Source organism: Paraburkholderia sp. A1RI-2L (assembly GCF_048957375.1).
GTDB lineage: Bacteria > Pseudomonadota > Gammaproteobacteria > Burkholderiales > Burkholderiaceae > Paraburkholderia.
Genome location: NZ_JARBTA010000003.1, coordinates 1,012,280 through 1,028,433 on the forward strand (window position 1 = coordinate 1,012,280; position 16,154 = coordinate 1,028,433).

Genomic DNA, 16,154 nt, shown 5'->3' on the forward strand with positions numbered 1-16,154 from the left:
GGCATACTGCGACCTCTGACCGGACAAATCATTGATATCCGAACGAGCATGAGCGAAACGCAAGCCATCACCCAGCACCAGCAGGACCCGCAGGACCCGCAGGACCCGCAGGACCCGCAGGACCCGCAGGACCCGCAGGACCATTGGATCGAGACCCAAAAGGGCCGGCTGTTCGCACGCAGCTGGGGGACAGATGCTCCGCACACCGCGGCGAGCGAAGCGGCGGCGCGCCGCGCGCCGATTGTGCTGCTGCACGACTCGCTGGGCTGCGTCGCGTTGTGGGGCACATTTCCGCAGACGCTTGCGCGCGCAACCAACCGGCGTGTGATTGCGTACGACCGCGCTGGCTTTGGCGCTTCCGGCGCGCGCACGGACCGGCTAACCGCGTCGTTCGTGCGCGACGAGGCTCGGCATGATGTGCCGGCGCTGTGCGATCAGTTGGGGATCGATCGCTTCGTTGCATTTGGCCACAGCGTGGGCGGCGGCATGGCGATCGAATGCGCCGCGCAGCACCCGCAGCGTTGCGTGGCGCTCGTGACCGAGGCGGCGCAGACCTTCGCGGAAGATCGCACGCTGGCGGGCATCCGCGCGGCGCGCGAGCAGTTTCGAGATCCCGCGCAGTTCGCCCGGCTCGCGCGCTACCACGGCGAGAAGACGCAATGGGTGCTCGACGCGTGGATCGAAACGTGGCTCTCGCCCGAATTCGCCGACTGGTCGCTCGACACGGTGTTGCCGCGCGTGGAGTGCGCCACCCTCGCGATTCACGGCAGCCTGGACGAGTACGGCACGCGCGTGCACCCCGAGACCATCGCGGCGCGCGTGAGCGGCCCGGCCCGCGCGACGATCATGGAAGGCATGCGCCACGTGCCGCACCGCGAGCAGGAAGCGCGGGTGGCGGCGATGGTGGGCGAATTTCTGCAAGGCGTCGAGGGCTGACCCGAGCGCACGAGAGGCCTCCGGAACGTGATTCGCGCCACCGGAATTTTTTCGGAAATTTTTGGATTGGGGGACTTCAAAAATCGGCAATGAGCCGATACAATCCCGTTCCTCTTGCTCAGGTGGCGAAATTGGTAGACGCACTATCTTGAGGGGGTAGCGCCGAAAGGCATGCGGGTTCGAGTCCCGCTCTGAGCACCAGAATCTGTTCCGGCATCTTCCGCCGGAATCCTGAAACCCGCGCTGGCGTTAGGCCGCGCGGGTTTTTTGTTTCTGGGGTGGTCTGGGTTTGAACATGGACAGCCGGTGATATCTGGTGGTATTTTTGGTGGTATACGCCTTTCTTTGTACCAGTGCGGTCGGGAGATACCACCATGGCGCTCACCGATACCCAAGTCAAGCATGCCCGCTACAACCCAGAGGGCACGGGCAACCGTCTATCTGACGGCGGTCGGATGTACCTTCAGATCGACAAGTCCGGCGCAAAATATTGGCGGATGAACTATCGGTTCGCAGGCAAGGACAAGACGCTGGCGCTCGGCGTATATCCAGATGTCTCACTTGCGGCAGCCCGCAAGAAGCGAGACGAGGCCCGCGAGAAGCTTGCTGGCGGCGTCGATCCTGTAGCTGCAAAAAGGTTGGAAAAGCGCGCCACGCGTCGTTCGGCGATCAATACTTTCGAAGCTGTTGCGCTTGCATGGATGGAGGAGCGTCGCACATACGTTGAACCGGCGCAGCACGACAAGACGCTGGCTCGTTTTAAGAGCGACGCGTTCCCATGGCTCGGCAAGCGCCCCATATCGGAAATCGACGCGCCGGAGATTCTCAATGTGCTCAAACGCGTGGATAGTCGTGGAGCGCGCTACACAGCACATCGCCTTCGCGGCGAAATTAGCCGTGTGTTCCGCTACGGCATCAAGGAGGGTTTCTGCAAATCCGATCCCGCACGCGACCTCGTTGGGGCCATTCCTCCGGCGCAAACGACCCATTTCGCGGCGATTACCGATCCGACGAAGGTTGGGGAGATGCTGCGAGCGTTCGATGGTTTTAGCGGAACATTTCCTGTGCTATGCGCACTGAAACTGGCTCCTATGCTATTCGTACGGCCGGGCGAACTGCGTAAGGCGGAATGGTCTCAATTCGACCTCGATCGTGCGGAATGGCGGTACGTAGCGACGAAGACTGACACGGCCCATTTGGTTCCCCTGGCGGCGCAAGCCGTCGCGATTCTTCGTGAACTCCATGCACTGACTGGGCGGGGCCGATACGTATTTCCTGGTGCACGCTCGAGCCGTCGTCCCATGAGCGATGCGACAATCAACGCGGCGCTGCGCAGGCTCGGCTATGACACGCGTACCGAAATTACCGGCCACGGTTTCCGGGCGATGGCGCGCACGATCCTGCATGAAGAGTTGGAGCACAAACCTGAGGTCATTGAACACCAGCTCGCTCATGCTGTTCCAGACAATCTTGGCACCGCATATAACCGGACGAAATTCATCCGCGTGCGACGCATCATGATGCAAGAATGGGCTGACTATCTGGATAGGCTAAAGTCAGGCGGCGAAGCCATTGTTAATGATGCGCTGGCGCGGTAAATGGCAAAAATGAAACCAATTGCTTTTGGCGTAGCGACCGCAAATACATTTTTTCGCCAAGAGTCAACGCCACAACGAGATGGCGTGGTGCAACCGGAAGGCGTGCATTGCATGGGCGTTTTTCGCAGGTAATTGCGCTTGCTGCTCGCCAGTTACGCAATATGAACAGCGTAGCGAATCGTTCGAAGTCCTCTCCACACGACGTTCGAAGAAGGCCGGCATGCATGATGGTGGAATAGGTCAAACCTCGATTAGCAAAGCCTGATAGCCCGCGCGCACAAGCACCGACTTCACATGAGGACCTCACTGAGCCTTCCACCAAGGCCAGGGCAATGTCCATTCAACGGGCCGATAACGATGCAACCTATCTAACCGTCGGAACGCGGGTGCTGCTTGGCAAACGGGTGGCCGCCCAGATAAGGACCGAACTAGCTACATGTTCACCAGTTTGTCCCGTCTGAGCAGTAGCCTCGCCGTGTCCTCGCCAGTCAGCCTTGTGCCGATCTCCCAGTTTCTGGGCGCATAAAATTGGGTCGGACCCGTAAGAAAATAGAAGTCACTTTGAGCTTGCAGTGGGAAGTATTCGTCTATGGATTGACGTATTAGTGGCAGAATAGGTGTCGGGCGCGTACAAGACGCCGACGAGAGGGAGTATGGTATTCGATCGCCAGCAGTTGGAGACCTTCGCTGTTGTTGTAGAGCTGGGGCATTTCGGGCGAGCAGCTAGTGCGTTGAACATCACCCGCGGTGCGGTTTCTCAACGGATCAATGCACTGGAAGCTTCGCTGGGGACGCCGCTGCTAGTGCGAGAGGGGGCAGTGCCGACACCTCCGGGCGAGGCTCTCCTTCGACACATCCAGGTGCTACGAACTCTGGAGGCGGAGACATTTAAACAAATCAAGCCCGAAGCGAGCGAACGTACGCGAGTGGCCATCGCGGTCAATGCTGACTCCCTCGCGACGTGGTTCGAGAGCGTCGCCTGCGATATTGCGAAAGACGAGTTCGTGCTGGAACTCATTGTTGATGATCAAGACCATACGCTTCCCATATTGGCTCGGGGGGAGGCTATGGGCGGCGTGTCGACGGAAAACACAGCTCCGATCGGATTTGTTGCAGAACACATCGGGGCGATGGAATACGAGTGCGTCGCCAGTCCATCGTTTGCACAAGCGCACTTTGCCCACGGCCTTACTTTGCACAGCATCCTGGCCGTGCCCGCTGTTCTCTTCAATCGCAAAGATGGTTTGCACGGGCACTTTCTGGAGCGCTTGCTTGGATTTCCTGTGAGCGGCTATTCAACGCACTATTTTCCGTCGCCCGGCGCTTTGCTGGCTGCGATCCAGGCAGGGGTCGGTTACGGTCTCGTACCGTGTCTGCAGGCGAGACCGTTGACGGACTCTGGAGCACTGGTTGCCTTGGCTCCAAACCACAAAGTCTCCGTTGCGTTGTATTGGCATCATTGGACAACGGCGCCAGCGAATGCGCGAACAGTTAGCGAAAAGGTGATGTATCACGCTCGCCGTTGTTTGGTGCAAACGACTTCTGCGTTGCCCAGCGAGTGAGATGCACGGCCTTCACAGAGCGCCCATGTGCGCGCAACTCTTTCGGGCTGCGGTTTCCACGATGCCAAGTCACGGTGCAGTAGTGAACCGCTCCTGCAAATCCCAAGGCGATCGGAATCGCAAGACACAGTGCCGACGTTTCTGGCAGGGCGATCATACCTGTCCACCGCAGCAAATAGCAGGATAGGGCAACTGCGGATCCCGCCGCCATTGAAGCGTTTGCAGTCGTATCGGAAGCCCGTACCCGAAGCAATCGGAACACCAGTATCGGACTGATTGCCGCGAGGTAGACCATGCTCAGTTCAACCATCGTATCGACAAGACTCTGACCTCGTGACGCGACGAGAGCGCTCAGTCCGACCGTTAGCAGGCGCGCCCAGACGGAGCCTCGAATGAAGTTCGGCCCGACGGCAGCGAGTGCATCGATCATCGCGCGCAAGATCGCGCATCCAGCTCCGAGGGCCGCCGTAATCAACGTTGAAGTCACGATGCTTGAAGCAACGCCACTCGCAACGCTGTGCGCGAGCAGCATCGGTACAACCGTTGATGAATCGGTTGTATCGCTCAGATGCCAGAGCGACCGGGCTGCTATTACCGCCGACGCCGGAAGGAACCCCAAGATGAACACAAGGATAGCCGCTAGCAGACAGCCAGTTCGAGCGGCAGTGGGGCTATCTGCGACCAGGACGAACTGCTGGTAGTCGGCGCCCCAGACCACCATAGCGACTACAGTGGCTACTGTAAATCCAATTCGGCCAAATGTATCTTGTGGTAGCGCGCGGATAAACAGGATTGGCGAGTGCAGCCATATGCCGAGCCCAGCCGTTTTTACTAGCGCGTGAGCGAGAAGCACGGCACTGGCAAGCATGCAGAATGCAAGCCCCGCAGAAAGCCACGGCAGTCGGACGAAGGAAAGAGCGATCAACCCAATGCACACGAGAGAAAGTGCGACTGCATCTGGTATGCCCACCATGGCGAGCACCGCCGATCCTCCACGGATCTGTGCGGCGAGGGCGCCGATCATCCAGATCAGAGAGAGCAGCGCGATACTGCGGCTGACGGACGAGCCATAGAAGCGGTCGAAACGATTCCAGATGGATGAGCCAGAGTGCCATAGGGCAGGTGCATACAGGCCCAGAAGAACCAGCCCTGTTGCCGTTGCAACTGCGTAGAGGCAACCCGCCATTCCTTCACGCAAGGCCAATTCGCCGGTACCCAGTAGAAACCCCATGCCGCAGCTCGCGGACACCAGCAGAGTCGCAACTTCTGCTGTGTTGAGTGTGCGCTCATGCATGGCGTGCTCCCCATCCGTCGACGCAGGCATGCTGCCCATGTAAATACGCATTGCTGATTCTTGCGCGCTTTGCGAACTCGGGGATCTGGACCAATAGTGCATGAGCACGGGGCAGGGCGTAATACGGAACATGCGGAAAGAGATGGTGGGTGACGTGGTAGCCGTTGTGATGTGGGTGGAGCAAAATCGACACCGGTCCGTGATCCGGAACCTCACGCGTGTATTCGAAGATGCCGCGCTGATTGAGCCCGTAGTGATCGGTCATCTCGCGAAACGTCGTAATGGCATGGAACGCAGTGCCTCGCGCGACAATCCAAAGCAGTAGGAATAGCCATGCCGCATGCGTTCCGACCAGTACGGCGAGCGCAGCCTCAAACCAGAACCACCAGAGAACGATCGTCAGCCGTTGATCGAACGTGATGTGCCTATCGGTCAGGTGTCCGAGAAGCGAGCCTTTCCACGCAGGGTATGCTCGCAGCACGCGGATATATACGTGAAGCCAACAATCCCCCTGATTGACGGTGCAGCAGATCAAATCGGGATCTCGTTCGAGATCGCCGAGCCAGGCATGATGCTTCGCGTGTTGACGGCGATAGTGGGGCAAACTGTTGAGTAGGGGTGCAGCGAGTAGCAGCGTGCCGATCATGTCGTTGATGGGGCGCTGGGGGCTGAGATTTTGATGGCTGGCCTCGTGGAGCAGATTGCCTAGCGCCCGTTGACGATTGCCGATGACGACAATCGCGAGGGGGGTGATGAGCATGCCCATCCGGTACACTGCCCACACAATCAGGCCGACGACGATCCAGTCAAACGCGATGTCCCGAAGGGACCGCCACGTGCTCGCTGGCGCAGCGACGAATTTTTCGCGTATGGCCGAACGTATCGTCGCTTGATCGGTAATGATTGACGCTGATGTTGTGATTGACATCGCGTTCTCCTTCCGATGACACGAATCCCCCGAGGGTTCGGAATCTGGGTTCCGTTCGTCAGTCAAGCAGAAGTAATGATCGGATCATAGGAGGGCCGCCGCAAAGCGAAAGGGGTGGTTAATATCGCTATCGAGCGGTCAGATTTTCTATACGCTAATCGCAGCAAGTGACCTGATGGCATAACGTAGCTAAGAAAGCATGGAGGGCAGACATTGGGTGAGCAAGACCTTCTCAAGTTATGCGCGTCGCTGGAGCCGATCATGGCGCCGGCGGTGTACGTTTATTGTTCATTTCCGGACTTCGTCTTGCCAGTTGGGGTTCCTGCTTTTTGCACGATACGCGAGAGTGAAGGCTTGACAGCCATTGTTGAGCGTTCGGACGCTCGACGACTTCGTCTGGCGTACATCTACGACGCCCGTCTGATCACGCTATCTGTTCACTCGAGTCTCAATGCCGTTGGCTTCATCAAGGTGATAAGCGGCAAACTCGCCGATGCGGGTATCCCTTGCAACGTCATCGCGGGCTACTACCACGATCACATTCTCGTGCCTGTTGACCGCGCAGACGAAGCGATGGATCGACTGCGAGAGATTGCTGCATCCGCGTCGTGATCTATGACCTCTCGTGCAGGTCAGTTCGACTACTCGCTCGAAGTCCGTTACTTTTTTTGTTCAGTCGATAGCATTTCTGCAATCGTCGGCTTTTACCTTGCTGACGAAACAATCGATCGATAGATTGAAGAAGATAATGGCGACCTCATCAGGAACGCTGGAATAACTGGTCCGGTTGTGCGATCGACTGACGCTTCCACTACGATCAAGCATCCGGATGCTTTGATGCAGTGGAGGGAACATGTTCGAATCGACTGATGCTCCTGCAGAACATCGAGGACAAGGCCCAGATTGTTCGTTCGATGCCGAGTACTGGCGACAATGTGCTGAAGCATCGCAGGCGTCCGTGCAGCGCCTGATGGTCCGCTTAAGAGGCCGTGAAAAACGCATTCAGCTTTTAGAGCGGGCCTTGGCTCGGACTGCAGTTATGCATCACATGTGGGCATTGCATCTGGAACGGAAGCTCGATCGGACGACTGCGATGGATCCAATCGAAAAGTCTGGCGATGCTTCGCTATCCTCAGGAGGTGAGAGTGATGGTGTCGTCGTAAAGCTCCCGCATATGAACACGACACTTGCGTCGCTCTTCGAGGTGATGTGGTCATATTGGTCTCATTGGGACCCGGAGCATCCGCCCAAATCCTCAGTGGTTGCCCGTGCAATCGACGAGAGGCTCGGATGGAAGTGTCAAGCCAACGGCGAGGCATCCAGAAGTGCGCAGACGATCGCAGCTGCTATGAGGCCGGACTCGGTCAATGAGACAGATGGACGGCATCACCAACGCATGCCATCGAATTGATATCTCGACCAGCGTTCGCGATCCGCTACCGCCACTTGTTCCAGCTACAAGGCAAGCACGGCTCCAAAATGATTGCATGGAGATCTAAAAATTGCCCCGTTTGGAAAGCGCTGTTGGTTCCGGATCTGGAGAGCTGGTAGCAAAGGACCGGTCAATGGTGAAGCATCGCACAGTGCGTTGCCGTTCCGTGCTGCATTGCCGTCGGATTTGTTCAATTGAAGTGAGAGATCGGCGCTAGCGATCACATCCCCCGACGGGACATTCCGACGATAAGACGGAATTGCCCGTCAGACGCTCCCGCTGCTTGAATGGGACCTATGCAGCAATCATTCAGGCGGCACAAAAGGAGGTGGGCGATGTCGGTTCAACTACGCGCGGCAGGCGCGATATTGCGGCGCAGCCAGGTCGAACAGGAAGTTGGGCTCAAACGTTCTACCATCTACCAGCGGATGCACGAGGGAACATTTCCGCGCCCGATTCGTCTGGGCGAACGGGCGGTCGGCTGGCGCGCATCGGATATCGAGGATTTTCTTGAGGATCCCGCTGGATATCGCGTCCCTTGCCAGACGAATGAGGCATCGTGATGCCTGAACGTATGGCTATCCGCACGATCGACGCCCGTCTCGACAACTGGGCGAGTGCAAACCGAGGCCGCTACGATCCGACAGATGCGGCTCGAATCGAACATGCGTGGCGACGGCTCACGGTGCGTCAGCGTGACCTGCTCCGAATGGCATATCTCTGGCGAGCCGGTCGCGAGGTGATTTGCCGCCGACTCGGCATTCCACGACATCCGTGGTGCCGGTATGAGATTGAGTTGGCGGCCGCCAAACAGGCACTGGTGAGCCTGCTAGCGGAGAAGCGGTGAAGCAGAGCGGTCCGGCGTTGTGCCGGAAAGCAGGGCTGATGGTGGGTGCTCACTTGACTAAGCTGGCGCTGTCACCGCCCATTCGTAGTTCGACAACCTGGTCCGGTCAACGTGCCCACGAGCGACGGGCGCGACCGAGTACGCGTGAGCGGCCCCGACGTATCGACGGGTACGTATGGTGATCGCATGGCGTGCATCTGCTGCTTTACGTTGTGTCCACCAATTGTAGATCCCCCTTGAGCCCGCGGAGCAGCCTCCCCGGCGCCGCGGGTTCCATTTTTCGCTTCCGTCCGTGTGCGTTGGTACCGCATGAACCGAAGGAAGCGAATCATGGAACGGTTTCAGTCGGGTGAGAATGTGCGGCGGGGCAGCGCTAGGCGCGTAGCTCTGCGCCGGTGGGTAATTGCGTTAGTACTATTTACCAGTACGTCGATCCTCACTCCCGGGCTGGCACATGCAGACGACTGGGGCTGTCAGGTGTTGCTGTGCTTGTCCAATCCGGGTGGCCCAGAACAATACAGCTCGTGCGTGTCGCCCATCGAGAGGCTGTGGGCTGCGTTGCGTCATGGGGATCCCTTCCCGACTTGCGATTTCGGCGCGCGGGGGTCGCAGGGGGCGTTTGCGCGCAACACGTTCGCGAGCGGCGGCTACTGTCGGGAGGATCTGCTGTATTGGGGCGGTCCGAAGCAGAGCGAACTGCTGTGCCGCGCGGCTGGGGCAATCAACGTCGATATCGACAACCAGCTCTATACCCGCGTCTGGTGGGACGTGAGCGGCCAGGATCCCACGATCACCGAATTCTACGGCGTGGGGAGCGCGCAGGTGCCGTACGACCCGGCTCGATCGGCAGCACTGTTCCAGCAGCAGAGCGAACAGCCGGACGGTGCCAACGGTGGGGGCTGGTAATGGTACCGTTCGATTTCATCACACTCGCGCAGCAATGTGCACCCCAGGTCTCGCTGTCGACGATGGAAGCCATCGTGCGAACCGAGTCTGGCTTCAATCCATTCGCAATTGGGGTCGTCCACGGCCGGTTGTTGCGTCAGCCGGCGAGTGAGGGCGAGGCCGTCGCGACTGCGCGGGCGCTTACCGCCGGCGGCTGGAATTTCAGCGTGGGGCTGGCACAGGTGAACCGCGCAAACTGGCCCGCACACGGATTGAACGAACGCAGCGCCTTCGACCCGTGCCGCAATCTGGCAGCGGGGGCCGCGATTCTGCAGGGCTGTTTCGAGCTGGCACGGCGCACGAGAGCGAATGCCCAACCCGATGCACAGTCGACGCTGCGCGCAAGCTTTTCCTGTTACGCGAGCGGCAACTTCTCGACGGGCTATCGCACGGGGTACGTACAACGGGTGGTCGACAACGCCCGCGCTCCGACGGTGCCACCGGCACCCGTTGTTGTGCCGGCCATTGCGCCGATTCCCGTTGTCCCGATCGACTCGGGCATTCCGGTCCGACCAGAGCGATCTCGATCGCACCGGGGGTTGGGATCCGAGCCGATCCATACCTCGCCGACTGCGCCGAGCGGTGACCCAGACCATAGCGCCGTGGTGTTCTAGCCCGGCGACCGGATGAGATGACTGAAATTTTGAGCGGAAAGGAATTTGCCATGCATTTAGGTATGCGAATTAAATGGTTAAATCGTCAGAAGCCCCCAATTGCAACTCAGTCGGATGGTCGCGTGGCGCGACGGTTCGCTATGACAATTGCGGGGCTGCTGCTGATTTCTCCGGCTTGGGCACAACTCTCGCAGGTCAATATGCTACTGAACACGATCCAGGCGACGCTGTTGGGCGTGGGTGGTGTGATCTGCTCGATCTCCATCATCTGGGCCGGCTTCCGGATGATGTTCCAGCATGCCCGATTCGGAGACATCGCGAACGTGTTCATCGGCGGCCTCTTCGTCGGTTGCGCGACCGTCATCGCCGGCATGCTGATTCCGGCAGGTTGATCCAGGAGCGCCGAACCATGCACTCGCTCAAGGATCCCGTCTTCAAAGGCTGCACGCGCCCCGCGATGCTCTGGGGTGTGCCGCTCGTGCCGTTCCTGGTGATCGGTGGCGGCATGCTGATCCCGGCCATCTGGGCGCTGCTCGCGAGCCCGCCATTCGGCGTTGCAATCTTGTTCCTCATGATCCCGGCGTTCGTCGCGATGCGCGTGATCACGCGCCATGACGACCAGCGCCTCGCGCAGTATGCGCTACGCGTTCGCATGGCGCTGCGCCAGGGCAATCGTCGCTTCTGGGGCGTACATGCCTATGTGCCAGTCCGCCTGAAGAGGAGGACGTGACATGCCGGCCAAACCGCAACTCGTTCCCATCGCGAATCGGGAAGTGCCGCTCGCCGACTATATCCCGTACTCGACGCACGTAACCGACAACGTGATCAAGACGAGGGAAGGCGACTACCTGCAGATCTGGAGGATTGCCGGCATCGCGTTTGAGGCGGCGGATCCTGCCGACATCCTTGCGCGGCACGACGGGTTCAATCAGTTCGTGCGTGGACTCGCTGGCGGCCATGTGGCGCTGTGGTCGCATCGTCTGCGTCGGCGTATGTCGGATCATTTTTCAACGCAGTACCGCAACCGCTTCTGCGAGGAGCTGGCGACGCGGTACTACGCGAGCTTTGCGGGCTACCGGATGATGGCCAACGAGCTGTACCTGACGGTGGTCTACCGGCCGAACCGTACACAACTCGGTCGTGTCTTCAGCCGTGCGGCGCGCCGCACGCGCGACGATATCCGGCGCGACCAGCTCAACGCGCTGAAGGTGATGGGCGAACTGGCGGCTCAAGTCGAATCGAGTCTAAAGCACTATGATCCGATTGCACTCGGTGTCTATACGCGACAAAGTCCTTTCACGCTGCGCCCGCGTCGCTATTCGTCAGCGCTGGAACTGCTCGGCTACCTCGTAAACGGCGTCTGGGAGCGCGAGCCTGTGCCAGCCGGCCCGATTCGCGAAGCTCTGCCGACTTCGCGGCTCTTTGTCAGCGCTGAGAAGGTCGAGATCCGCATGCCGGCGGCGACCCGCATCGCTGCGATGCTCGATCTGAAGGATTATCCGGAAGATACCGAGCCGGGTCTGTTCAATGGTCTGCTGTACGGCGACTTCGAGTATATCGAGACGCAGAGTTTCACGATCTTGGACAAACCAACGGCGAAGGAGGCGCTCGAGCGGCAGCGCAATCAGCTCATCGCCGGTGAGGATGTCGCCGTGTCCCAGGTCGAGGCGATCGACCGGGCGCTTGATGATTTGATCAACGGCGATTTCGTCCTCGGCGAGTACCACTATTCGCTGGCGGTACTTGGAGACACGCTGGACGAGGTGTCCAGAAGCGTCGCGAAGGCCCGCACGCAACTGGCCGATGCCGGCTTCCAGACGGCGTTGATTGATCTCGTGGCCGACGCGGCCTGGTTTGCACAGCTACCGGCAAATTGGCGCTATCGGCCGCGTGAGGCGAAGCTCACATCGCGCAATTTCTGTGGGCTTTCCTGTTTGCATAACTTCGCGACAGGCAAGCGTGATGGCAATCCGTGGGGCGAGGCGATCACGATCGTCAAGACACCCAGTGGCCAGCCGCTATATCTGAATTTCCACGCGACGCCTGACAAGCAGGACTCGCTCGACGAGAAGGCGCTCGCAAACACCCAGATCATCGGCCGGGCCGGTGCAGGCAAGACGGTACTCGAATTGTTCCTGCTGGCGATGGCGACCAGGTACGAGATCACGGCCGTGCTGTTCGACAAGGACCGCGGCACGGAGATCGCAATTCGGGCGATGGGCGGTACCTATACGGTGTTCCGCCGCGGCGAGCCGACCGGACTGAATCCCTTCCAGATGGCGCCGGGTGATTCCGTGGTTGACTTCTGGGAGCGGCTCGTACGCAAGCTCGTCGACATCGGGGAGCCGCTGTCCGCACGGGATGAGATTGACATCTCGCGCGCCGTGCGTGAGGTGGCACGCATGGATAAGCCTCTTCGCCGCTTGTCGATGGTGCGGCAGCTCCTGCCTAACGTGGGCGAAAACAGCCTGCATGCGCGGCTCGCCAAATGGTGCGCTGGCGGACGCCTGGGATGGGTGCTCGACAATCCGACCGACAGCATCGATCTCGCGCGCGCGAGCCTGTTTGGTTTCGACGACACCGAACTCCTCGACGACACGGAGATATCGACGCCGGTCACGATGTACCTGCTGCATCGGACCGAAAATCTGATCGACGGCCGACGCTTCATCTACGTGATGACCGAATTCTGGAAGCGCCTCAGTGATCCGGTCTTTACGGACTTTGCGAAGAACAAGCAGAAGACGATCCGCAAGCAGAACGGGCTCGGTATTTTTGATACCCAGTCCCCAGCCGATGTTCTCCGCAGTGACATCGCAAGTGCGCTAATCGAGCAGAGTGCGACGTTCTTCTTCCTGCCGAATCCGCGGGCCGACTACGACGACTATGTGCGCGGCTTCAAGCTGACCGAGGCGGAATTCAACATCGTTCGCAATCTCGGCGAGAACAGCCGCCTGTTCCTCGTCAAGCAGGGCCATCGGTCGGCCATCGGCCGGCTCGATCTTGCCGGTCTCGGTGATGTGCTCGACGTGCTCTCAGGCACGACCGACAACGTGGAACTGCTCGACACGATCCGCGCGCAGGTCGGTGATGCGCCGCGGGACTGGTTGCCAGTCTTCCATGAGCGGTTGGCGACGCGACGGGCGGCCCAGGTTGGCGCGCGTCCGTCGCCGTTGCCGGGGCAGGGAGGTGGGCGATGAGCGGCCTCTTTAACGCAGTGGGCGGCACCCTCGAAAACGGCATGTCTACCTACGTCACGAACGTGTCGTCGGCGCTATCCGGCGCGCTCGTGCCCGTCGTCATGACGGCCGTCACGATCTGGGTGATGGCCTATGGCCTCGCGGTAGTGCGCGGTGAAGCGCACGAGGCGGTGCCGGCCTTTGCCTGGCGCGGACTGAAGATGGCGATCACGCTCGGTTTCGCACTGAGTACCGGCATCTACCAGCAGCAGGTCGTGAACGCCATTGATGGCGCGACGTCGGGGCTGGCCCAGACGATCCAGAACGCGGCGAACACGACGGGTGGTGGCAATCCCGGATGCGGTTCGGTCAACGGCAGCAGCGTGACGGCCCAAGGTTCGGCAACCAGCATCTATCAGACGCTCGACTGCTACGACCAGCAGATCGATCTCGTGATGGACGCCTACTTCAACAAGGCAACGCATGAAGGAATCAGCCCGAGCGGCCTGGCCGCTGCAATTGGCGATTTCGTGTGCGGACTGGTTGCCGCGCTCGGCGGCTCGATCTTTCTGATCGTCCTGGCCTTCGAGGTCGTGATGGCGAGAATGCTGCTCGATCTCGTGCTCGGACTCGGCCCGATCTTCATTGCGTGCGCGGCGTTCGCGCCGACTGCACGTTTTTTCGAGGCATGGACCGCAAAGGTCGCCAATTACGCATTGTTGCAGGCTCTCGTTGCCGCGTTCCTTGGCATGGCGCTGACGGCGTTTTCCGCAGACCTCGCCCCGTTCCATGCAACGGGCAGCTCGCCTGGCGCGGATGCATCGGCGCTTGTGCAAGCCATCTCCGCTTCCCTTGACGATGCCGCGGCTGCTGCTGCCGCGATTGGTCTGTTTGCGACCGGTGTGTTTCTCGCGATGGTCGGTTGGCAGTTGCCGGCCGTGGCGGCGGGCCTGTCGGGTGGCGCAACGTTGACCGGCTTCGGCGCTTTCATGGCGGGCATGGCATCGCGAAGCCTCGCAACAGCGATTGGACGGGCATTCAACCGTAGTGATGGAGGGCCACGCTCCGGCGGCGCGATTCGCGATCGGACGGGTTCAGATGGCGGGCCCGGTGGAAATTCGGCGAGTGGTTCGACACCGGCATATCAGCGTGTCGCGCGCGCAAATCTGGGCCGGCAGGGTGGTTGAAGAGGAGGTGATGACCATGAACGGACGAAACAGCTGGATGATTTCCGCAATCGTATGTATGGCATGGTGCGCTGGCGCTCGGGCCCAGGGTATTCCGGTTTTCGACGCACAGAACGTTGTACAAGCCATTGCGACAGTGGGTCAGCTCAAGCAGCAAGTGCAGCAGGAAATGCAGATCTATCAGTCGACGGTCGGCGCGCGCGGCTTCGGTACGCTCCTGAGCAATCCAGTCGTCGCCAATTCGTTACCGCCCAACTGGCAGAGCGTCTATACGGCGATTCAGGACGGCGGCTACGTGGGCCTGACCGGCAGCGCACAGGCATTGCGCTCGGCGAACACGATCTACAACTGCGAAGACCAGACCGGAATCGACCAGCAGGTGTGCCAGCGCGCGCTCAACAAGCCCTATCAGGACAAGGCATTCGGCCTGCAGGCGTACCAGACCGAGTTGCAGGAGCTGAACCAGATCCAGAGCCTGGCTAAACAGATCGATGCGACGCAGGACCCGAAAGGTATCGCGGAGCTGCAGGCGCGTATCCAGACCGAATCGACTGTGGTCGGCAACGAGATGACCAAGCTGCAGCTTTTCCGGATGCTGGCCGAGACCGAGGACAAGCTCGTGGCTGAGCAGCAAAGCGAATTGGTGCTCAGCCGGGCAGGCAAGACCAACCGGCTGCAAGACCAGATGGTACCGGCCTCATTCGGAAACTGAGGAGACCGCCATGTCCACGCTGAGCTCCTTGACGCTGGCCGGTTGCCTTGCCTGGAGCCTGGCCGGATGCAGCAGTGGGCCGCCGAAGCCAGCATTACCGGACGGTCTGCATCGCGTGCCGATCAATCGCGTTTATCCGGTGCCTGATGTACCGGCTACGGTGCCCGTTGCTCCGGACCGGTCCGTGTCTCCCGACGCCGGGGAGCCGTCATGAGCCCGCTGCACGATTATGGTCGCGTGCTCGACATCGAGGCATCACTGACCTACCTTCAGGAGCGCTCCGAACGGCGTGCCTGGCATGTCGCTTATGCGGCGATCGGCGTTGCCGTGCTTAGCGCGACGGCGCTCGCGGTCATGGTGCCGTTCTATCGGGTGGTGCCGCTGCCCATCGAGGTCGATCAGCTGACAGGCCAATCTCAGGTGATCGATGTGCTCGACGCTCGCCATGTGCATACGAAAGAGATTCAGGACAAGCACTGGGTCGAGACCTATGTGCGCGCACGCGAGCGCTACAACTGGGGCCTGTTGCAGATGGATTACGACAGCGTGCTTGCGATGAGCGATGACGTTGTTGCCCGAGACTATCGGGGCATCTTCAGCGGTCCCGATGCGCTGGACCGGAAGTTGGGGCCCGGTCTTGAACGACGCATCCGCATTCTCTCGATCACACTGCCGCCGGACGAACCGGGCCATGCAGTGGTGCATGTCGAGCGCACGTCGTTCAAAAACGGCGAGGCACTTGCCGAGCCGACGCAGCGTTTCGTTATCACGCTCGCCTATACCTACCGGCCTCCCGTGTTCACTCGTGAGAGCGTGGCGATCGCGAACCCGTTCGGCTTCAAGGTGACCGCCTATAGCCGGGACGCGGAATATACGCCGTCTGCCTCCGCTGTCGTCGCTGGAGGCGCGCCATGAATGCA

General features: G+C 60.1%; 17 protein-coding genes and 1 tRNA gene. 16 read left to right on the forward strand and 2 right to left on the reverse strand.

Translation table 11 applies throughout. The features are described 5' to 3' along the window. Positions 1-48: 48 nt before the first annotated feature. The 4 genes from PWP93_RS27815 to PWP93_RS27830 all read left to right on the forward strand — a co-directional run bounded on the left by PWP93_RS27815 (position 49) and on the right by PWP93_RS27830 (position 4,096). On the forward strand, positions 49-936 hold the full coding sequence (locus tag PWP93_RS27815; protein WP_421046869.1) for an alpha/beta fold hydrolase: 888 nt from the start codon (positions 49-51) through the stop codon (positions 934-936). A gap of 116 nt (positions 937-1,052) precedes the next feature. Further along, a tRNA-Leu gene (locus PWP93_RS27820) sits at positions 1,053-1,137 on the forward strand. Positions 1,138-1,310: 173 nt separating this feature from the next. Continuing rightward, entirely contained in the window at positions 1,311-2,534 is a 1,224-nt protein-coding gene (locus tag PWP93_RS27825) for a tyrosine-type recombinase/integrase (RefSeq protein ID WP_035534347.1), read from the forward strand. A gap of 653 nt (positions 2,535-3,187) precedes the next feature. Then, on the forward strand, positions 3,188-4,096 hold the full coding sequence (locus PWP93_RS27830; protein WP_084226000.1) for an HTH-type transcriptional regulator ArgP: 909 nt from the start codon (positions 3,188-3,190) through the stop codon (positions 4,094-4,096). Here the strand turns inward: PWP93_RS27830 and PWP93_RS27835 are convergent. Together PWP93_RS27835 and PWP93_RS27840 are read right to left on the reverse strand one after the other, a co-directional pair. After that, positions 4,026-5,390, reverse strand: coding sequence for a hypothetical protein (locus tag PWP93_RS27835; RefSeq protein ID WP_421046870.1), 1,365 nt, complete (start codon positions 5,388-5,390; stop codon positions 4,026-4,028). The two genes, PWP93_RS27830 and PWP93_RS27835, sit on opposite strands and share 71 nt — an antisense overlap. Then, the gene (locus PWP93_RS27840; RefSeq protein ID WP_421046871.1) at positions 5,383-6,318 is read right to left on the reverse strand and encodes a fatty acid desaturase family protein; all 936 of its coding nucleotides are present in this window, start codon (positions 6,316-6,318) and stop codon (positions 5,383-5,385) included. The genes PWP93_RS27835 and PWP93_RS27840 overlap by 8 nt, the downstream gene beginning before the upstream one ends. 213 nt (positions 6,319-6,531) lie before the next feature. Here PWP93_RS27840 and PWP93_RS27845 point away from each other — a divergent pair, with 213 nt between their 5' ends. From PWP93_RS27845 to PWP93_RS27900, 12 genes are all read left to right on the forward strand, one after another. Then, on the forward strand, positions 6,532-6,930 hold the full coding sequence (locus PWP93_RS27845; RefSeq protein ID WP_213305900.1) for an ACT domain-containing protein: 399 nt from the start codon (positions 6,532-6,534) through the stop codon (positions 6,928-6,930). Between the two features lie 241 nt (positions 6,931-7,171). Beyond that, positions 7,172-7,729: a hypothetical protein gene (locus PWP93_RS27850; protein ID WP_421046872.1), complete on the forward strand. Its 558-nt coding sequence runs from the start codon at positions 7,172-7,174 to the stop codon at positions 7,727-7,729. A gap of 356 nt (positions 7,730-8,085) precedes the next feature. Further along, positions 8,086-8,313, forward strand: a complete 228-nt coding sequence (locus tag PWP93_RS27855) for a helix-turn-helix transcriptional regulator (protein ID WP_421046873.1) — start codon at positions 8,086-8,088, stop codon at positions 8,311-8,313. Further along, positions 8,313-8,597 (forward strand): hypothetical protein, encoded by a 285-nt coding sequence (locus PWP93_RS27860; protein ID WP_421046874.1) that lies wholly within the window; start codon positions 8,313-8,315, stop codon positions 8,595-8,597. Before PWP93_RS27855 ends, PWP93_RS27860 begins: the two co-directional genes overlap by 1 nt. Before the next feature lie 330 nt (positions 8,598-8,927). Beyond that, a complete protein-coding gene (locus PWP93_RS27865; RefSeq protein ID WP_421046875.1) occupies positions 8,928-9,503 on the forward strand; it encodes a hypothetical protein in 576 nt (191 codons plus the stop codon). Then, positions 9,503-10,156, forward strand: a complete 654-nt coding sequence (locus PWP93_RS27870; protein ID WP_421046876.1) for a lytic transglycosylase domain-containing protein — start codon at positions 9,503-9,505, stop codon at positions 10,154-10,156. Before PWP93_RS27865 ends, PWP93_RS27870 begins: the two co-directional genes overlap by 1 nt. Positions 10,157-10,206: 50 nt before the next feature. Beyond that, complete coding sequence (locus PWP93_RS27875) at positions 10,207-10,548, forward strand: TrbC/VirB2 family protein (RefSeq protein WP_421047015.1); 342 nt, start codon at positions 10,207-10,209, stop codon at positions 10,546-10,548. A 17-nt stretch (positions 10,549-10,565) separates the two neighbouring features. After that, positions 10,566-10,886, forward strand: coding sequence for a type IV secretion system protein VirB3 (locus tag PWP93_RS27880; protein WP_421046877.1), 321 nt, complete (start codon positions 10,566-10,568; stop codon positions 10,884-10,886). Position 10,887: 1 nt separating this feature from the next. After that, the gene (locus tag PWP93_RS27885) at positions 10,888-13,356 is read left to right on the forward strand and encodes a VirB4 family type IV secretion/conjugal transfer ATPase (protein WP_421046878.1); all 2,469 of its coding nucleotides are present in this window, start codon (positions 10,888-10,890) and stop codon (positions 13,354-13,356) included. Beyond that, positions 13,353-14,522, forward strand: a complete 1,170-nt coding sequence (locus tag PWP93_RS27890) for a type IV secretion system protein (protein WP_421046879.1) — start codon at positions 13,353-13,355, stop codon at positions 14,520-14,522. The genes PWP93_RS27885 and PWP93_RS27890 overlap by 4 nt, the downstream gene beginning before the upstream one ends. Positions 14,523-14,538: 16 nt before the next feature. Then, a complete protein-coding gene (gene virB5, locus PWP93_RS27895; protein WP_421046880.1) occupies positions 14,539-15,234 on the forward strand; it encodes a P-type DNA transfer protein VirB5 in 696 nt (231 codons plus the stop codon). Between the two features lie 210 nt (positions 15,235-15,444). After that, the gene (locus PWP93_RS27900) at positions 15,445-16,149 is read left to right on the forward strand and encodes a virB8 family protein (protein ID WP_421046881.1); all 705 of its coding nucleotides are present in this window, start codon (positions 15,445-15,447) and stop codon (positions 16,147-16,149) included. Positions 16,150-16,154: the final 5 nt, after the last annotated feature.

Excerpts from the sequence above, each read along its gene's own strand:
- PWP93_RS27870 (WP_421046876.1), top strand. The coding sequence starts at position 9,503 with ATGGTACCGTTCGATTTCATCACACTCGCGCAGCAATGTGCACCCCAG.
- PWP93_RS27850 (WP_421046872.1), top strand. The coding sequence starts at position 7,172 with ATGTTCGAATCGACTGATGCTCCTGCAGAACATCGAGGACAAGGCCCA.
- PWP93_RS27875 (WP_421047015.1), top strand. The coding sequence starts at position 10,207 with ATGCATTTAGGTATGCGAATTAAATGGTTAAATCGTCAGAAGCCCCCA.
- PWP93_RS27815 (WP_421046869.1), top strand. The coding sequence starts at position 49 with ATGAGCGAAACGCAAGCCATCACCCAGCACCAGCAGGACCCGCAGGAC.
- PWP93_RS27900 (WP_421046881.1), top strand. The coding sequence starts at position 15,445 with ATGAGCCCGCTGCACGATTATGGTCGCGTGCTCGACATCGAGGCATCA.
- PWP93_RS27890 (WP_421046879.1), top strand. The coding sequence starts at position 13,353 with ATGAGCGGCCTCTTTAACGCAGTGGGCGGCACCCTCGAAAACGGCATG.
- virB5 (WP_421046880.1), top strand. The coding sequence starts at position 14,539 with ATGAACGGACGAAACAGCTGGATGATTTCCGCAATCGTATGTATGGCA.
- PWP93_RS27885 (WP_421046878.1), top strand. The coding sequence starts at position 10,888 with ATGCCGGCCAAACCGCAACTCGTTCCCATCGCGAATCGGGAAGTGCCG.
- PWP93_RS27840 (WP_421046871.1), bottom strand. The coding sequence starts at position 6,318 with ATGTCAATCACAACATCAGCGTCAATCATTACCGATCAAGCGACGATA.
- PWP93_RS27835 (WP_421046870.1), bottom strand. The coding sequence starts at position 5,390 with ATGCATGAGCGCACACTCAACACAGCAGAAGTTGCGACTCTGCTGGTG.
- PWP93_RS27830 (WP_084226000.1), top strand. The coding sequence starts at position 3,188 with ATGGTATTCGATCGCCAGCAGTTGGAGACCTTCGCTGTTGTTGTAGAG.
- PWP93_RS27855 (WP_421046873.1), top strand. The coding sequence starts at position 8,086 with ATGTCGGTTCAACTACGCGCGGCAGGCGCGATATTGCGGCGCAGCCAG.
- PWP93_RS27860 (WP_421046874.1), top strand. The coding sequence starts at position 8,313 with ATGCCTGAACGTATGGCTATCCGCACGATCGACGCCCGTCTCGACAAC.
- PWP93_RS27880 (WP_421046877.1), top strand. The coding sequence starts at position 10,566 with ATGCACTCGCTCAAGGATCCCGTCTTCAAAGGCTGCACGCGCCCCGCG.
- PWP93_RS27825 (WP_035534347.1), top strand. The coding sequence starts at position 1,311 with ATGGCGCTCACCGATACCCAAGTCAAGCATGCCCGCTACAACCCAGAG.
- PWP93_RS27865 (WP_421046875.1), top strand. The coding sequence starts at position 8,928 with ATGGAACGGTTTCAGTCGGGTGAGAATGTGCGGCGGGGCAGCGCTAGG.